The sequence below is a fragment of the Lysobacter korlensis genome, assembly GCF_042434515.1.
Window position 1 is genome coordinate 12,155 of the sequence record NZ_JBHLTG010000017.1, and the last position, 15,105, is coordinate 27,259.

Genomic DNA, 15,105 nt, shown 5'->3' on the forward strand with positions numbered 1-15,105 from the left:
GCCACGTGAATCCACGACCGCCCGGAACCTGCACATCGCGCTGCCGCGTCGCGCACGCCCGGCCGCTGGCGATGCACGCTCACGGATACAGCATCCGCTTGGACCACTCGCCAGCCAGGCCGCCTTCGTACAGCCACCGCTCGTGCAGTCGGTACGCGGCGCCGTACCAGAACTCGATACGCTCGGGGCGCACGCGCAGGCCGGTCCAACGCATCGGTCGCGGCACGTCGCGCCCCTCGAACTCGCGCTCCACGTGCGCAAGCCGCTCGAAGAAAACCTCGCGCGATTCCAGCGTCTCGGACTGGATCGATGCCCATGCGCCGAGCTGGCTGCCACGCGGCCGCGTCGCGAAGTACGCATCGGCCTCGTCGTCGGAGACGATCTCGACTCCACCCTCGATTCGCACCTGCACGCCCTCACGCACGCGCGGCCAGTGGAACAGCAGCGCCGCATGCGGATTCGCCTGCAGGTCGCGTCCCTTGCGGCCGTCGAGGTGGGTGTAGAACACGAAGCCGCGCGCGTCGTGATGCTTGAGCAGCACGGTCCGCGCCGACGGTCGTGCGTCCAGCGACGCGGTGGCGACGACCATCGCAGTCGGGTCGGGCTCGCCGGCGGCGCGCGCTTCGTCGAAGAGCACGGCGAACGTGGCGAGGGCTTCTTCGAGCAGTTCGGGAGTCATCGGCCTATTGTGGCCCCGCCTGTGCGATGACGCATCCACCGGTGTTTGTCCGGCTTGTTAGCATTCGGGCATGAACCTCGAACGCATGCTCGTGCTGGTAGGCCCGATGGGCGCTGGCAAATCCAGCGTCGGCCGCCTGCTGGCCACGCGCTGGAACCTGCCGTTCCTCGATGCCGACGCGGAGATCGAGCATCGCGCGGGCCTATCGATCACACGCCTCTTCGAGCGCGATGGCGAAGCCGCGTTCCGCATGCTCGAGCGGGAGGTGTTGGCAGACCTGCTCGCACGCCCCGCAGGCGTGCTGGCGACCGGTGGTGGCGCGGTGCTCGATGCCGACAATCGCGAACGCATGCACGCGCGCGGCTGCGTCGTGCATCTGCACGTGAGCGTCGAGGCGCAGGTTCGCAGGCTGGAGGGCGACCACAGCCGGCCGCTGCTCGCGCGGCCGGACCGTGCTGCGGTGCTGCAGGCGATGGCCGCGCAACGCACTCCGCTATACCGCGAACTCGCGGAACTTTCGGTCGATACCGACGCCCTCGAGGCCGATGCGGTGGCCTCCGTGATCGAGACCCGGCTCGCCGTGCGCGAAAACACTCTGGAAGCACGCGCATGACGTCCATGCACACCGTCGACGTCGCGGGCGATCGCGCATATCGCATCTCGATCGGCCCGGACCTGCTGCACGACGGCCGCCTGCTCACCGGGCCGATGCGCGGTCGGCATGCATTGCTGGTCAGCGATGAACACGTCGCCCCGCTCTATGCACAACAGGTGGCCGATGCGCTGCAGCAGGCCCGCCCCGAGCTGGTCATCGACCGCTACGTGCTGCCACCGGGCGAGCACGAGAAGACGCTCGCGCGCTTCACCGAGTGCCTTGACTCGCTGGCACGGCTCGGTGCGACCCGTGATGCGACCGTGTTCGCGCTCGGCGGCGGCGTGGTTGGCGACTTGGCCGGGTTCGCGGCGGCCTGCTGGATGCGCGGCATCGACGTAGTGCAGCTGCCGACCACGCTGCTCGCGATGGTCGACTCGTCCGTGGGCGGCAAGACCGCGGTCGACCTGCCGGCCGGCAAAAACCTCGTCGGCGCGTTCCATCCACCGTGCGCGGTCATCGCCGACACCTCGACGCTGCGCAGTCTGCCCGCGCGCGAGCTGCGCGCGGGGTTGGCCGAAGTCGTGAAGTACGGGGCGATTTTCGACGTCACGTTCCTGGGCTGGCTCGAGCGCAACACGGACGCACTCGTGGCGGGCCAGGGCGACGTGCTCGCCGAAGCGATCGCGCGCTCGTGCCGCTATAAGGCCGAAGTCGTCGCACGTGACCCGTTCGAGCGCGGCGATCGCGCACTGCTGAATTTCGGTCACACGTTCGGCCATGCGATCGAAACCGAGCAGGGCTATGCCGGCGCGACCGGCGATGGCCTCAACCATGGCGAAGCGGTCGCGGTCGGCATGGTGCTGGCGGCCAATCTGTCCGCGGCACTCGGCATCGCAGCGCCCGAGGATGCACAGCGGTTGCGCACCCTGCTCGAGCGGCTCGGCCTGCCGACGGCGCTGCCGCCAGGCCTGGACCCGGCGGCGCTGCTCGCACGCATGCGGCTGGACAAGAAGGCCGACGCACGTGGCCTGCGCTTCATCCTCTGGCACGGCGCGGGCGAGGCACACATCGCCGCGGGCGTCGAAGACGCGGCGGTGCTCTCGGTTCTGGGCCCGGCCTGAGCGCTGCAGTAACGCAGGTGCGGCCGGTTGCGGGCCGCACCCACACCGCAGCCGCTACAATCCGCGCCCATGCGCCTGCTCATGCAACAACGGCCGGAAGGCAACGAAGCCCCGCGGTTCGTGCAACTGATGCTGCAACCCGACCTACTCGGCGGCTGCACGCTCGTGCGCGAAGCCGGGCAGATCGGCGGCCGCAGCACGGTGCGGCGCGAACAGTTCATGGACCGCGAATCGGCCGTGCGTGCGCTGGAACAGGCGCGCGACCAGCACCTCAAGCGCGGCTTCCAACTGATGTTCGCGCAGGGTGAGGAGGCGCGCCGATGACCCGCTGCAGCGGGGCATGCGCCTCCGAACGCCTGGCCGCAAGGCCGGGCCGGAACCAGGAGGCGCGCCGATGACCCGCTGCAGCGGCTCATGCGCCTCCGAACGCCTGGCCGCAAGGCCGGGCCGGAACGAGGAGGCGCGCCGATGAGTCGCTACAGCGGCTCATGCGCCTCCGAACGCCCGGCTGCAAGGCCGGTCCAGACCGCAAACGCACCGAAGTAACGCCCCACTCGCGCCGGCGCTTGTCCGTCCCGGCGTTTGAACCGCTGCACGCGGCCGGCAATCGCGGGTCGGTGTAGCGCCGGACGCCGATAAACCGAGGACCACCTGTGTCGACCCCGCTGAAGAACGACCGTTTCCTGCGTGCGCTGCGGCGCGAACCCGTCGACCGCACGCCGGTGTGGCTGATGCGGCAGGCCGGTCGCTATCTGCCCGAGTACCGCGCCACCCGCGCGCAGGCTGGCAGCTTCCTCAAGCTGGCGATGAACCCGGAACTGGCCTGCGAAGTGACATTGCAGCCGCTGCGCCGGTTTCCGCTCGATGCGGCGATCCTGTTCTCCGACATCCTCACCGTGCCCGACGCGATGGGGCTGGGCCTGTATTTCGCGGAAGGCGAAGGCCCGAAGTTCGAACGGCCGATCAGCTCGGCGGCTGATATCGCAAAACTCGCGGTGCCCGACATGGAAACCGAGCTGGGCTACGTGATGAACGCGGTGCGGACAATCCGCCGCGAGCTCGACGGCAGCGTGCCGCTGATCGGCTTCTCCGGCAGTCCGTGGACGCTGGCCTGCTACATGGTTGAAGGCGGCGGTAGCGACAACTACTCGAAGGTCAAATCACTCGCGCTCAATGATCCGGCCGCGATGCACCGGCTGCTCGAAATCACGACCGACGCGGTGATCGCCTACCTCGCCGCGCAGCACCAGGCCGGCGCGCAGGCACTGCAGGTGTTCGATACCTGGGGCGGCGTGCTGTCGCCTTCGATGTACCGCGAGTTTTCGCTCCGCTATCTGCAGCGCATCGCGGCCGAACTGCCACGCGGCGATGGCGCCGAGCGCGCACCGCTGATCCTGTTCGGCAAGGGCAACGATCCGTATCTGGAAGAGCTTGCCGCAAGCGGCGCCGAAGGCGTGGGCGTGGACTGGACGGTGGAACTGGGCGAGGCCGCGCGCCGCATTGGCGGACGCGTTGCGATCCAGGGCAACCTCGACCCCGTGACGCTGTACGCGCAGCCCGAGGCGATCGCGCGCGAAGTCGGCCGTGCACTCGACAGCTACCGGGACGGCAACGGCGGTTCGCGCGAGGGCCACGTGTTCAACCTCGGCCACGGGCTGTCGCCGGACATGAATCCCGAACACGTCGGCGCGCTCGTCGAGGCTGTGCACCGGCTCAGCGCGCGCTGAGCTGAAGCCGCCTCTCCGGCTGGTCCGCCTCGCGCGTCAGCCTTTTCCCGCGGTGGCCGGCGGAATGTTCCGCGTTGCCTGTTCGGCTCATCGGCCCGACTGCCTCAACGCATTTCCGCCGCCGAGACCGCATCCCGCAGCACGGCCGCAAGCATCGCGCCGGTGACCGGCTTGCGCAGGAAACGGTCGAAGCCGGCGGCAAGCGACTGCGCTTCGGCCCCGGCATCCGCACGCGCAGTCAGGGCGACCAGCGGCAGGTCGAACCCGAGCGTGCGCAGGTGACGCGCAAGCTCGATGCCATCGAGCCCCGGCAGATCGAGGTCGAGCAGCACGAGGTCGAACGTCGCGGTGGCGATCTCGGCAAGCGCTGCGAGGCCGTGGCCGACATGCACGACCTCGTGCCCTTGTGCGCGCAGCATCGCCGAGACGACCTCAGCGACGGTGGGGTCGTCCTCGACCAGTAGCAGACGCAACGGGCTCAGTGCGGGCAGCACGTCCTCGCACCGGGCCGGGATTGGAAGGGTTGCGGCCGCCAGCGGCAGGTCGACCTCGAAGCGCGTGCCCTGCCCCGGTGCGCTGACGACGCCGATGCAGCCACCCATGGCCGTTGCGAGCTCCTGACAGATCGCCAGGCCGAGCCCGCTGCCGCCGTACCGGGTGGCGGTGTGTGCACCGTCGGCCTGTTCGAAGCGGCGGAACAGCCGTTCACAGTGCTGCTCACTGAGCCCGGGGCCGGTGTCGCTGATCGCAAAGCGGATGACGTCCGCATGGGCGTCAACCCTGAGCGCCACATGGCCGGACTCAGTGAACTTGATCGCGTTGCCGAGCAGGTTCAGCAGGATCTGCCTCACGCGGCTGGCGTCACCGCGCACCGCCTGCGGCACGTCCGAGGCGATGTCGATGTGGAAAGCGAGCCCACGCCGTTGCGCCAGCGGCGCCATCAGGCTGTGCACTTCGCCGACGAGACCGCGCAGGTCGAACGCCTCGTCCGCCAACTCGATGCGACCGGCCTCGATCCGCGCAAGGTCCAACGCGTCATTGACGATGGTCAGCAGGTGCTCGCCTGCGGTCCGGATCGCACCGGCGTAGTCGCGCTGGCGCGGCGACAAGGGTGTCTCGAGCAGCAGCTCGCTCATGCCGAGCACCCCAGTCATCGGCGTGCGCACTTCGTGCCCGAGCGTGGCGAGAAACCGGGTCTTGGCCAATGAGGCTTCGTTCGCGAGCTCCCGCTCGCGCTCGGTCCGATACAACCGTTCGCGCCGCTGGATGCGTATGCGTTCCGCGCGCAGCACGCTCCAGCCCAACAGCGCGCATGCCAGCGCGAACCCGACCATGGCCCATGGCGTGCGCCACCATGGCGCCTGTACGGTGATACGCAGCGGCGCCATCACAGTCTCGTGCCCGGCTGCATCGGTCGCGCGCGCCTCGAGCGTGTACGTTCCCGGGGCGATGCCAGAAAACACCCGCTCCCCGGGGTCGCTGCCGCCATGGGTGACCCAATCGCGGTCGTGCCCCAGCAGTCGGCTCCGGTAGCGGTTGGCACGCGGGTTGTCGAACGCGAGCAGGCGCAAGACGACGCGCAGCTCCCGCTCGTCGGGCGCAAGCGTCGCGGCCTGCGGGTCGAGAGGCGCCCACGCGCCGTCGCGCCGGGTCTGCAACGCATCGAGCCGCAAGGGCGCCTGCAGCGGGCGCGGATCGTCCAGCATCGTGTCGAACTGGACTACGGCTCCGTCGGCCAATGTGGCGCTCAGCACGCCGTTCCGGTCCAGCACGAACGCGCGGTTGACGAACTCCTGGCTGCTCAGCCCATCGCCAAGGCCGAACTGACGCAGCCGCCGACTGTGCGGGTCCCACCGGAACAGGCCACGTTGGCTGCCGAGCCAGACCCGCCCGTGCGCATCGACCGCCAGGCCCGAGCCTTCGATGCCCGGGATGCCCTCGGCCACGCCCGCCCGGTCGACGAGCCGCCAGCGCTTGCCGGACGGCCGGTAATGTTCGAGCCCCGACAGGCGCTGCAGCCACACACCGCCGTTGTGGTCGAACGCGAATGCGAACACCCGGTCGCCGGCCACAATGCCCGGCACGGGCGACAGCCGTCTCGCATTGGCTTCCCATCGCGACAGCCCCGACTCGCCGGCGACCCACAGTGCGCCGTCCAGGCCGAAGCCAAGTGCGTGGAGGTCACCGGTGCCCAGGCCCTGCGCGGGACCCACGGCAACGTCGGTGAGCACGCGGCCGGTCGCAGGATCGCGCTGCTGCAGGCCATGGCCCGAGCACGCCACCCAGAGCGTGGCGTCAGGCGCCGTCGCCAGCAGCGAGACCGGGCCATTGCACAAACGGTCCTGCGGGCTGTCCGCAGCCCAGGCCCGCACGCTGCCTGCCGGATCGACCCGCAAGAGCGTCGTGGGCGTGCCGAGCCAGAGGCGGCCTGTACCGTCTTCAACCACCGAGATGAGGCGCCGCCCTTCCAGCGCTCGCTGGACACTCGCGGGCGCCGCCTCGACCAAGCCGTCGCGATGCAGGCGCTGCAGCTCCCCGCCCGTTCCGACCAGCCAGATGCCGCCACTGCGCGCCGGGGCGACGCCCCGGTACAGATCAGCAGTAAGGCCGCCCTCGCGGCGCGTGTGCAGCGAAAGCCGCCGCCAGTCCGCACGCAGATGACCGAGTCCCTGGCCGCCTACCGGCACCCACAACGCACCGTCGCGCTGAGCGGCAAGCTGCTGGATCGGGCGCGGCGGCCCGTGCGTTCCGAGCTCGACCGGCTCGGGGATGCTGCCCGGCACGACGCGCCAGAGTTCGCGCGCACCGGCGAGCCAGAGACGCCCACCGGGCTCTGCCACCACGTCGGCGACGACGTTCGGCGCTGCGAACATCGCCGACCACTCCGGCACCTGCCATCGGTCATCGGGGCCGAGCACGTACAGCCCGGTTGCACTGCCGATCCAAAGGCGATCGCCGTCGCGGCTGATCGACAGCACCTGCGCATCGGGCTGCGCGCCAGGCAACGGTACGCGCTCGAAGTCGCGCCCGGTCCATCGGGCCAGTCCACCCGTAGTCGCCACCCACAGCCGACCCTGTGCGTCGAACCGCAGCGCCAACACGGTGTCGGCCGGCAGGCTGCGGTCGTCGCCTGTCCGCGACGCATAGCGGGTGATCACGCCCTGGGCATCCAGGCGATGCAGGCCGCCTGCGTACGTGCCGAACCACAGCACGTCGCCCTGACTGGCAAACGCCCATACGTCGTCGCTGCCCAGTGCCGCGTGCGTCGCCTTCGAGTAATGGCGCAGCCGACGGCGATCGGCGTCGAGCATGCTCATGCCGCGCCCTTCGACCGCGATCCACAGCCGGTCACTGGCGTCGACATGGACGGTCGTGATGCCGTTGCCTGGCAGCGAAGCCCGATCGCCCGGGACGTGGCGCCAGATGCGCATGCTGACGCCGTCGTAGCGGGCAAGTCCGTCGGTGGTCGCCGCCCACAGGTAGCCGCCGCGATCCAGCGCAATCCCGTTCACATTGCTCGACGGCAGCCCGTCCGCCGGACCGATCACCTGGAAGCGTGGCGTTTCAGGCAGCGCGGCGATAGCCGCCGGCGGCGCGAGCAGGGCAAGCACGAACACCGCGGCGCACCGCAGGCGAGCGGATACAGGCATGAGCGCAATCCTTTGCAAGCGCACGCAGCGTGCGCATCCCCGGCCCCATGCTCGCAACGCGCCGTTCCGGGCGCAAGCTGTGCGCAGGCGATGATCGGCCTACCATGGGAAGCCCCACCACAGGAGCGCAGATGTCACGCTTGGCCACGACTGTCCTGCTCGCCCTGGTTGCCGCGCCCGTATTCGCAGGCGGCATCGACGCCTACACGCTCGACCCGGTGCACACGCGGGTGATGTTCACGGTCGGGCACGCGGGATTCTCGAACGCGATCGGCACCGTATCGGGCAGCACCGGAACGCTGCACTTCGAGCCCGACCGATGGCAGGACGCACGACTGGAAGTCGAAGTGCCGATGAAGCGCATCGACCTGGGCGATGCGCGCTGGAACGAAGCGACGCTGGCGCCGCGCCTGCTCGATGCCGCCCGCCACCCGACCGCGCGTTTCGTTTCGACGCACGTCGATCCGGTCGATGCGACGCATGCGAAGGTCTGCGGCGACCTCACGCTGCGCGGTGTGACGCGCCCGCTGTGCCTCGACGTCACCCTCAATGCGATCAAGCGCCACCCGATGCCGCCGTTCCGCCGCACCGCCGGGTTCTCGGCCACCGGTGCGCTGAGCCGCGCGGAGTTCGGCATCGATGCATGGCCGTCGATGATCGGTGACCGCGTCGAGCTGCGAATCGAAGCCGAGGCCGTGCGCTCGCGGGGCAATGGCCCCGACCGGCCGCCGGTCGACGAGACCCCGGCCGACGCACCTGCACCCGATCACCCCGATGCCGGAAATACGCCGTGAAGTTCAAGAACCCCGCTGATCGCTGGGGCCCGGTCAGCCAGCTCCTGCACTGGACGATCGCGGCGCTGATCGTCGCGATCAGCGCTATCGGTCTGTGGATGGACACGCTGCCGAATACGCCGCGCAAGATCGAGGTGTACGCGCTGCACAAATCGATCGGAATCACGATCCTCGTGCTCGCCTTGCTGCGGCTCGTCTGGCGGTTCTACGCCGGTGCGCCGGCAACGCTTGCGGGGCTGCCACGCTGGCAGGTGCGCACCGCGACGCTGACCCATGCCGCGCTGTACGCATTGCTGTTTGCGATGCCGCTGAGCGGCTGGCTGCTCAACGCCTCGGCCGGTTATCCGCTGCAGTGGTTCGGCCTGTTCAACCTGCCGCGGCTGATCGAACGCGACGAGTCCTTGCACGAGCTCGCGCAAACGCTGCACGAAGCCGGTTTCTGGATCCTGCTTGCCCTGGTTATCGCGCATGCGGCGGCCGCGTTCCACCACCACCTGTTCCGCCAGGACGAAACGCTTGCGCGCATGCTGCCGCGCAGCCGCCGTCGTGGCCCACTGGAGACTCCGCATGGCTCTTGAACTGCGCCACCTTGCTGCCGGGCTGCTGCTCGGCGCGGTTTCCGCCGCCGGTCCCGTGATCGCGGCCGACTACGTGCAGGCGCCGGGCTCGACACTCGCGTTTGCGACGAGATACCAGGGCGAAGTGTTCGTCGGAAAACTGCCGGGTTTCACCACGCGGCTGCGCTTCGATCCTGCAAAGCTCGACGGCTCGGTGCTCGACGTCACGATGCCGCTTGCGGGCGTGTCGATCGACAACCCCGACGGCACCGAGACCTTGAAAGGGCGCGAGTTCTTCAACATCGCCCAGTTCCCTCAGGCGCGATTCGTCGCGAACCGCTTCCGCAGCCTGGGTGGCAACCGCTACGCGGCCGACGGAACGCTGACGCTGCGTGGCGTCGCCAAGCCGGCGACGCTCGATTTCACCTGGACGCCCGGGCCGAAGCCCGTGCTGACCGGCAAGGCCACCGTGAAACGGCTGGATTTCGGTGTCGGCGCCGGCGAATGGGCCGATACCGACCTGATCCCCAACGAGGTCGCGGTCAGCACGCGGGTGCTGCTGACGCCGCGCAAATAGCCGCAGGGCTCAGCGCGGATCGCCGACGAGCGCGGTCACGGCGTCGGCATCGAACGGCCAGTCGAGCTCCACGTCGCGCGCGCTGTCGCGCAGCACCGGCACGCGCATGCCGTATCGCGCTTCCAGCGCGTGATCGTCATCGATGAACACGCTTTCGAACGCCGGTATGCGCGCAGCGGCCAGCACTTCGAGCGCGAGGTCGCACAGGTGACAGTCGTCGCGCTGGAACAGCACGTACTGCGGCGCATGGACAGCGGTCATCGGCGGGACGGGTTTGCAGGCAGCGGCCGTCTAGAATAACGGCCCCGCCTCGCGGTTCGCCGCGGGGCTTCCGTTATCCGACACAGTCGGTGGAGTTGCCCGCGTGGCCGTCAGCAGTTTCGATTTGTTCAAGATCGGCATCGGGCCGAGCTCCTCGCATACGGTCGGGCCGATGCGCGCGGCGGCGCGTTTCGTCGAGCGCTGGCTGATCGAGAACGGCGATCTCGAGCGCACGACGCGCCTTCGCGCCGAAGTATTCGGATCGCTCGCGCTCACCGGGCGCGGCCATGGCACCGACAAGGCCGTGCTGATGGGCCTGGAAGGCCATTGGCCGAACCTGATCGACCCGGACATCATCCCGGCCGCACTGGAGCGCATCCGCACGAGCAAGCGCATCCGGCTGTTCGGCCGCCACGAGATCGGCTTCGACGAGAAGCACGACCTCATCATGAACAAGCGCCAGAAGCTGCCGTTCCACACCAACGGCATGCGCTTCACCGCCTACGACGAGTCCGGCAACGTGATCGCGACGCGCGATTACTACTCCGTCGGCGGCGGCTTCGTCGTCAACCAGGACGAAGCGGCCGAAGACCGCATCGTGGCCGACGAGACCGACCTGCCCTACCCGTTCCACTCGGGCGACGAGCTGCTCGCGCAGTGCGCGCGGAGCGGGCTGAGCATCGCTCAGCTGATGTATGCGAACGAGCAGGCGTGGCGCACGCCGGAGCAGATCGACACGGGGCTGGACGAGATCTGGACCGCGATGCAGAACTGCGTCGCGCGCGGCATCCGCGAGGCCGGCACCCTGCCGGGTGGCCTGCGCGTCGCGCGCCGTGCACCGGCGCTGCATGCCGAGCTGTCGTCGAAGCCCGAAGCCGCGATGCGCGACCCGCTGACCACGCTGGACTGGGTGAACCTGTACGCGCTTGCGGTCAACGAAGAAAACGCGGCCGGCGGGCGCGTGGTCACCGCTCCGACCAACGGCGCGGCCGGCATCATCCCGTCGGTGCTGCACTACTACGACCGCTTCATCCCCGGCGCGAACATCGAAGGCGTGCGCACCTTCCTGCTGACTGCGGCAGCGGTGGGCATCCTTTACAAGGAAAACGCATCGATCTCCGGCGCCGAGGTCGGCTGCCAAGGCGAGGTCGGCGTGGCCTGCTCGATGGCCGCGGCCGGCTTGACCGCCGCGATCGGCGGCACGCCGAGCCAGATCGAGAATGCGGCCGAGATCGGCATGGAGCACAACCTCGGCCTGACCTGCGACCCGATCGGCGGGCTGGTGCAGATCCCGTGCATCGAGCGCAATGCGATGGGTGCGGTGAAGGCGATCAATGCCAGCCGCATGGCGATGCGGGGCGACGGCAAACACAAGGTCAGCCTCGACAAGGTCATCAAGACCATGCGCGACACCGGCCGCGACATGCAGGACAAGTACAAGGAGACCAGCCGCGGCGGGCTGGCCGTCAACGTCATCGAGTGCTGAGCGCACGCCGTTGAACCTCAACCAGGTCACGCTGCCGGCCACCGACGTGGTGGCCTCGGTCGCGTTCTACCGGCAGCTGGGCTTCGTGCAGATCGTCGACGCGCCGCACTACGCGCGCTTCGAATGCCCGACGGGTGACGCGACGTTTTCCGTGCATGCGGCAGCGCCGGGAGACGTCGGACCCGGCGTGGTCGTGTATTTCGAATTCGAGTCCCCGGACGCGCTGAACGCGAAAGTCGAGGGCCTGCGCACGCGCGGGATCGAATTCGAGCGGCTGCCGGCAGACGAGCGATGGCTGTGGCGCGAAGCGCGACTGCGCGACCCGGCCGGCAACCGGCTGTGCTTCTACTTCGCCGGTGCGAACCGCCGGCACCCGCCCTGGCGGATTGACACCGACGCGCCGGCACTCTCGGCATCCACGACGGGGTTCTGAGGCACGGATTTTGCATCCCTGGAATTGATGGGCCGGACGCGCGGATTCGCACCGCCGTCCGTCCCGCGCTATCGTCCATGTGACCAACGACTGGGGAGCGTCGGTGAGGAAACTGCCTGCACTGCTGATCGGGCTTGCGCTGGCCTGCATGCCAGCGGCGTCCATTGCGCTCGACCCCGAGGACGCGCTACATCAGCACGTGCGCGGCAGCTGGTCGATCCAGGAAGGCCTGCCGCAGATCAGCGCGATCGCGATCACGCAGGACCGCGACGGCTATGTCTGGGTCGGCACGCAGGCGGGGCTTGCCCGGTTCGATGGCGTCCGCTTCACCGCCTATACGCCCGAGTCCACCCCCGGCCTGGCCGGCATGTTCGTCCGTTCACTGCATACCGGGCGCGACGGACGGATCTGGATCGGCACGTACAAAGGCGTGACGGTTCGCGACCGGTCGGGCTTCACCCATGTTCCGGTTGCCGACCCCACGCGCTTTCCCAGCATCGACGTGGCTGCGATTGCCGAGGGTGCGTCGGGGACGATCTGGGTCGCGGCGTCCGAGGGCCTGTTCCGGGTCGAAGACGGACGCCTGCACCACGTCGAAGGCTCGCCATCCCCCGCCGCTTCCCTGCTGCCGCAGCGCAGTGGGCTGCTGGTGGGCGGCCGCAGCGCGGTGCATTACCGCACCGCATCCGGCTGGCAGCGCAGCGCGCTTCCGACGGAAGCCGAGAACGCGGCGGTCAACCGGCTGGTGCGCACCCAGGGCCGCCTGTGGGCTGCCACCGCGTTCGGCCTCTACCACTACGATGCGGCGACCGGCTGGCAGGCGTTCGAGGCGCCGCAGCTGCGGGCAACGCCGCTGGAGCTGCTGTACCCCGACAGCGACGGCAACCTCTGGGTCGGCGGCGACACCGGCATGGCGCGGATCCGCGATGGCCGCCTCGCCGAGTTCGTACCGGCCGATGGGCCGGGCGGCATCCAGGGCGCGCGTGTGGCGTACGAGGACCGCGAAGGCAGCCTCTGGGTCGGCAGCCAGTGGGAAGGGCTCACGCGCCTGTGGGACAGCTGGGTCCAGCGCTTCAGCGTTGCCGAGGGCCTGGACGAGCGCATTGTCTGGTCGGTTTCGCCCGACCCGGACGGCCGCCGGATCTGGACCGGTACGAACGACGGCCTCAGCGTGCTCGAAGGCGGCCGCTACCGCACCGTCGTGCCCGGCACGCGGTTGCCGCACCCGCAGGGCTACAACCTGCTCGCCGAGGACGACCGAATCTGGGTCGGCACACGCCGTGGATTGGTGATCGTGCGGCCGCAACCCGACGGCAGTGCCCGCGTCGAGCAGCCGGCGTTCCTGGCGCCGCTGGCGGGGCTGCAGATCAACGGCATCGTGCGCGAAGGCGATGCGTACTGGATCCCGACCTCCGACGGCCTGTTCGCGCTGCGCGGCGAGCGGCTGCAGCGCTACGGCAAGGATGAAGGCTTGACCGACGCGCGGGTGCGCTACCTGCACCTCGCCGACGACGGCCGTTTGCTGGTGGGCACGCAGAGCGGCCTGTACGAGCGGCGCGGCGAGCGTTTCGTCGAGATCGGCGAGGACCGCGGCCTGCCGCCGAACCTCGACGTGACCTCGATCGTTACGCTCGACGGTGGCCAGATGGTGCTCGGCACGCTCGGCGAGCGCATCCACTTCTTCGACGGACGCCGCTGGATCGAGTTCGACGAGCCACACGGCATGCCGCGTAACTCGCCGTTCTTCCTCGCCCATCACGACGGCTATATCTGGGCCACGGGCATCCGTGGCATCACCCGCGCACCGCTGGCCGACCTGCGCGCATTCGCGGCGGGCCGGATCAAGCGCGTGCGCGGCGAGATGCTGCTCAACGAGCGTGGCGACCCGATGAGCGGGCAGCAGGGCTATTGCTGCAACGGCGCCGGCACGTCGAAGGGCTTCCTGCGCGACGGCACGCTGTGGCTGCCCTCACGCGACGGCGTGGTCGCGATGGACACCGATGCGATCGTAAAGAACCGCACGGTGCCGCACGCCGTAGTCGAGCGCGTACAGGTCGAGGACCGCTGGCAGCCCGCCGTCGCCATCGCCGGCGAAACGCTGCCCGCAGGCGCGCGCGACCTCTCGTTCGAGTTCACCGTGCTGAGCTTCCAGGACCCGAAGAGCGTCGGCATCGAATACCGGCTCGTCGGCTACGACCGCGAATGGCGCCAGGCCGATCCGTTCAACCGCAGTGCGCGCTACACCAACCTGCCGCCGGGCGACTACGCGTTCGAAGTGCGCGGTGCGAACAACGCGGGCGTGGCCACGGCCAAGGCGGCGCGGCTGGCGTTCTCGGTGCAGCCAAGATTCCACGAAACCGCGCTGTTCTACGCATTGTCCGTGCTGCTGCTGGCCACGCTGGTCTATGCCGGTTACCGCTTGCAGCAGCACCGCTACCGCGCACGCCAGCGCGAGCTTGAGAACCTCGTCCAGCAGCGCACCGAAGCGCTGGAAATCGCGAACCACCGCCTGGAGGAAGCGAGCCAGACCGATCCGCTGACCGCGCTGCGCAACCGCCGCTACATGGCGAACCAGATCCCCGCCGACCTCGCGTACTACGACCGGCAGCGCCAGCAGGCCACGCGCCCGGACGACGCGATGGTGTTCGCGCTGGTCGATATCGACTTCTTCAAGGCGGTCAACGACAACCACGGCCACCGCGCCGGCGACCGCGTGCTGCAGCAGTTCGCGCAGGTGCTGGGACGGCTGGTGCGCAGCGGCGACTACGTCGTGCGTTGGGGCGGCGAAGAATTCCTGGTGGTGTTCCGGCCGATGCCGACGCGCAACCTCACGATGATCGGTGACCGCATCCGCGCCGCGGTCGCCGAGCACGAATTCGACGTCGGCACCGGCACGCCGCTGCGGCTGACCTGCTCGACCGGGCTGGCCGAGTACCCGCTGTTCCGCGATCACCGCACCCAGCTCGGCTGGGAAACGATGGTCGAACTTGCCGACCAGGCGCTGTACTACGTGAAGAGCCACGGTCGCGATGGCTGGGCCGCATTCCGCCCGACCCCGACGACCGACATCACAACGCTGCTGCAAGAACTGCAGCAGGGCGCCGATGCGGTGATCGAAGAAGGCCGGCTGCAGCTGCTCGGCACGAAGACAGACGCGGCGGCCGTGGACGACCACTGACCACGCCCGCCGGGCATACGCCCGGCTAAGCAGGCCCGGAGTATCCT

Annotated in this window: 13 protein-coding genes; 10 read left to right on the forward strand and 3 right to left on the reverse strand. The window is 69.3% G+C overall.

Annotated features, from left to right (window positions below; genetic code table 11):
- Nucleotides 1–79 precede the first annotated feature (79 nt).
- Nucleotides 80–679 (reverse strand): pyridoxamine 5'-phosphate oxidase, encoded by a 600-nt coding sequence (pdxH, locus tag ACFFGH_RS33175; RefSeq protein WP_386676983.1) that lies wholly within the window; start codon nt 677–679, stop codon nt 80–82.
- 70 nt (nt 680–749) lie between these two features.
- On the opposite strand from pdxH, the gene ACFFGH_RS33180 reads away from it, so the two are divergent.
- From ACFFGH_RS33180 to hemE, 4 genes are all read left to right on the forward strand, one after another.
- On the forward strand, nt 750–1,292 hold the full coding sequence (locus ACFFGH_RS33180; protein ID WP_386676986.1) for a shikimate kinase: 543 nt from the start codon (nt 750–752) through the stop codon (nt 1,290–1,292).
- Nucleotides 1,289–2,395 carry a 3-dehydroquinate synthase gene (gene aroB, locus ACFFGH_RS33185; protein WP_386676988.1) on the forward strand — a complete coding sequence of 369 codons (1,107 nt, stop codon included), beginning with the start codon at nt 1,289–1,291 and terminating at the stop codon, nt 2,393–2,395. The genes ACFFGH_RS33180 and aroB overlap by 4 nt, the downstream gene beginning before the upstream one ends.
- A gap of 69 nt (nt 2,396–2,464) precedes the next feature.
- Nucleotides 2,465–2,719, forward strand: a complete 255-nt coding sequence (locus ACFFGH_RS33190; RefSeq protein ID WP_386676990.1) for a WGR domain-containing protein — start codon at nt 2,465–2,467, stop codon at nt 2,717–2,719.
- A 341-nt stretch (nt 2,720–3,060) separates the two neighbouring features.
- On the forward strand, nt 3,061–4,122 hold the full coding sequence (hemE, locus tag ACFFGH_RS33195; protein ID WP_386677084.1) for a uroporphyrinogen decarboxylase: 1,062 nt from the start codon (nt 3,061–3,063) through the stop codon (nt 4,120–4,122).
- Nucleotides 4,123–4,226: 104 nt separating this feature from the next.
- On the opposite strand, the gene ACFFGH_RS33200 is transcribed toward hemE, so the two are convergent.
- Nucleotides 4,227–7,772: a hybrid sensor histidine kinase/response regulator gene (locus ACFFGH_RS33200; RefSeq protein ID WP_386676993.1), complete on the reverse strand. Its 3,546-nt coding sequence runs from the start codon at nt 7,770–7,772 to the stop codon at nt 4,227–4,229.
- A 131-nt stretch (nt 7,773–7,903) separates the two neighbouring features.
- Between ACFFGH_RS33200 and ACFFGH_RS33205 the strand changes: the two genes are divergently transcribed.
- From ACFFGH_RS33205 to ACFFGH_RS33215, 3 genes are read left to right on the forward strand one after another with little or no spacing between them, the layout of a single operon-like run.
- A complete protein-coding gene (locus ACFFGH_RS33205; protein WP_386676996.1) occupies nt 7,904–8,566 on the forward strand; it encodes a YceI family protein in 663 nt (220 codons plus the stop codon).
- Entirely contained in the window at nt 8,563–9,144 is a 582-nt protein-coding gene (locus ACFFGH_RS33210) for a cytochrome b (protein WP_386676998.1), read from the forward strand. The genes ACFFGH_RS33205 and ACFFGH_RS33210 overlap by 4 nt, the downstream gene beginning before the upstream one ends.
- Nucleotides 9,134–9,700 carry a YceI family protein gene (locus ACFFGH_RS33215; protein WP_386677000.1) on the forward strand — a complete coding sequence of 189 codons (567 nt, stop codon included), beginning with the start codon at nt 9,134–9,136 and terminating at the stop codon, nt 9,698–9,700. Before ACFFGH_RS33210 ends, ACFFGH_RS33215 begins: the two co-directional genes overlap by 11 nt.
- Before the next feature lie 9 nt (nt 9,701–9,709).
- Here the strand turns inward: ACFFGH_RS33215 and ACFFGH_RS33220 are convergent, their stop codons facing one another.
- Nucleotides 9,710–9,961, reverse strand: coding sequence for a glutaredoxin family protein (locus ACFFGH_RS33220; protein WP_386677003.1), 252 nt, complete (start codon nt 9,959–9,961; stop codon nt 9,710–9,712).
- Between the two features lie 103 nt (nt 9,962–10,064).
- Between ACFFGH_RS33220 and ACFFGH_RS33225 the strand changes: the two genes are divergently transcribed.
- From ACFFGH_RS33225 to ACFFGH_RS33235, 3 genes are all read left to right on the forward strand, one after another.
- Nucleotides 10,065–11,447 carry an L-serine ammonia-lyase gene (locus ACFFGH_RS33225; RefSeq protein WP_386677005.1) on the forward strand — a complete coding sequence of 461 codons (1,383 nt, stop codon included), beginning with the start codon at nt 10,065–10,067 and terminating at the stop codon, nt 11,445–11,447.
- Nucleotides 11,448–11,457: 10 nt separating this feature from the next.
- A complete protein-coding gene (locus tag ACFFGH_RS33230) occupies nt 11,458–11,880 on the forward strand; it encodes a VOC family protein (protein WP_386677007.1) in 423 nt (140 codons plus the stop codon).
- A gap of 103 nt (nt 11,881–11,983) precedes the next feature.
- Nucleotides 11,984–15,058, forward strand: a complete 3,075-nt coding sequence (locus ACFFGH_RS33235) for a ligand-binding sensor domain-containing diguanylate cyclase (protein WP_386677009.1) — start codon at nt 11,984–11,986, stop codon at nt 15,056–15,058.
- The last annotated feature ends 47 nt before the right edge of the window (nt 15,059–15,105 follow it).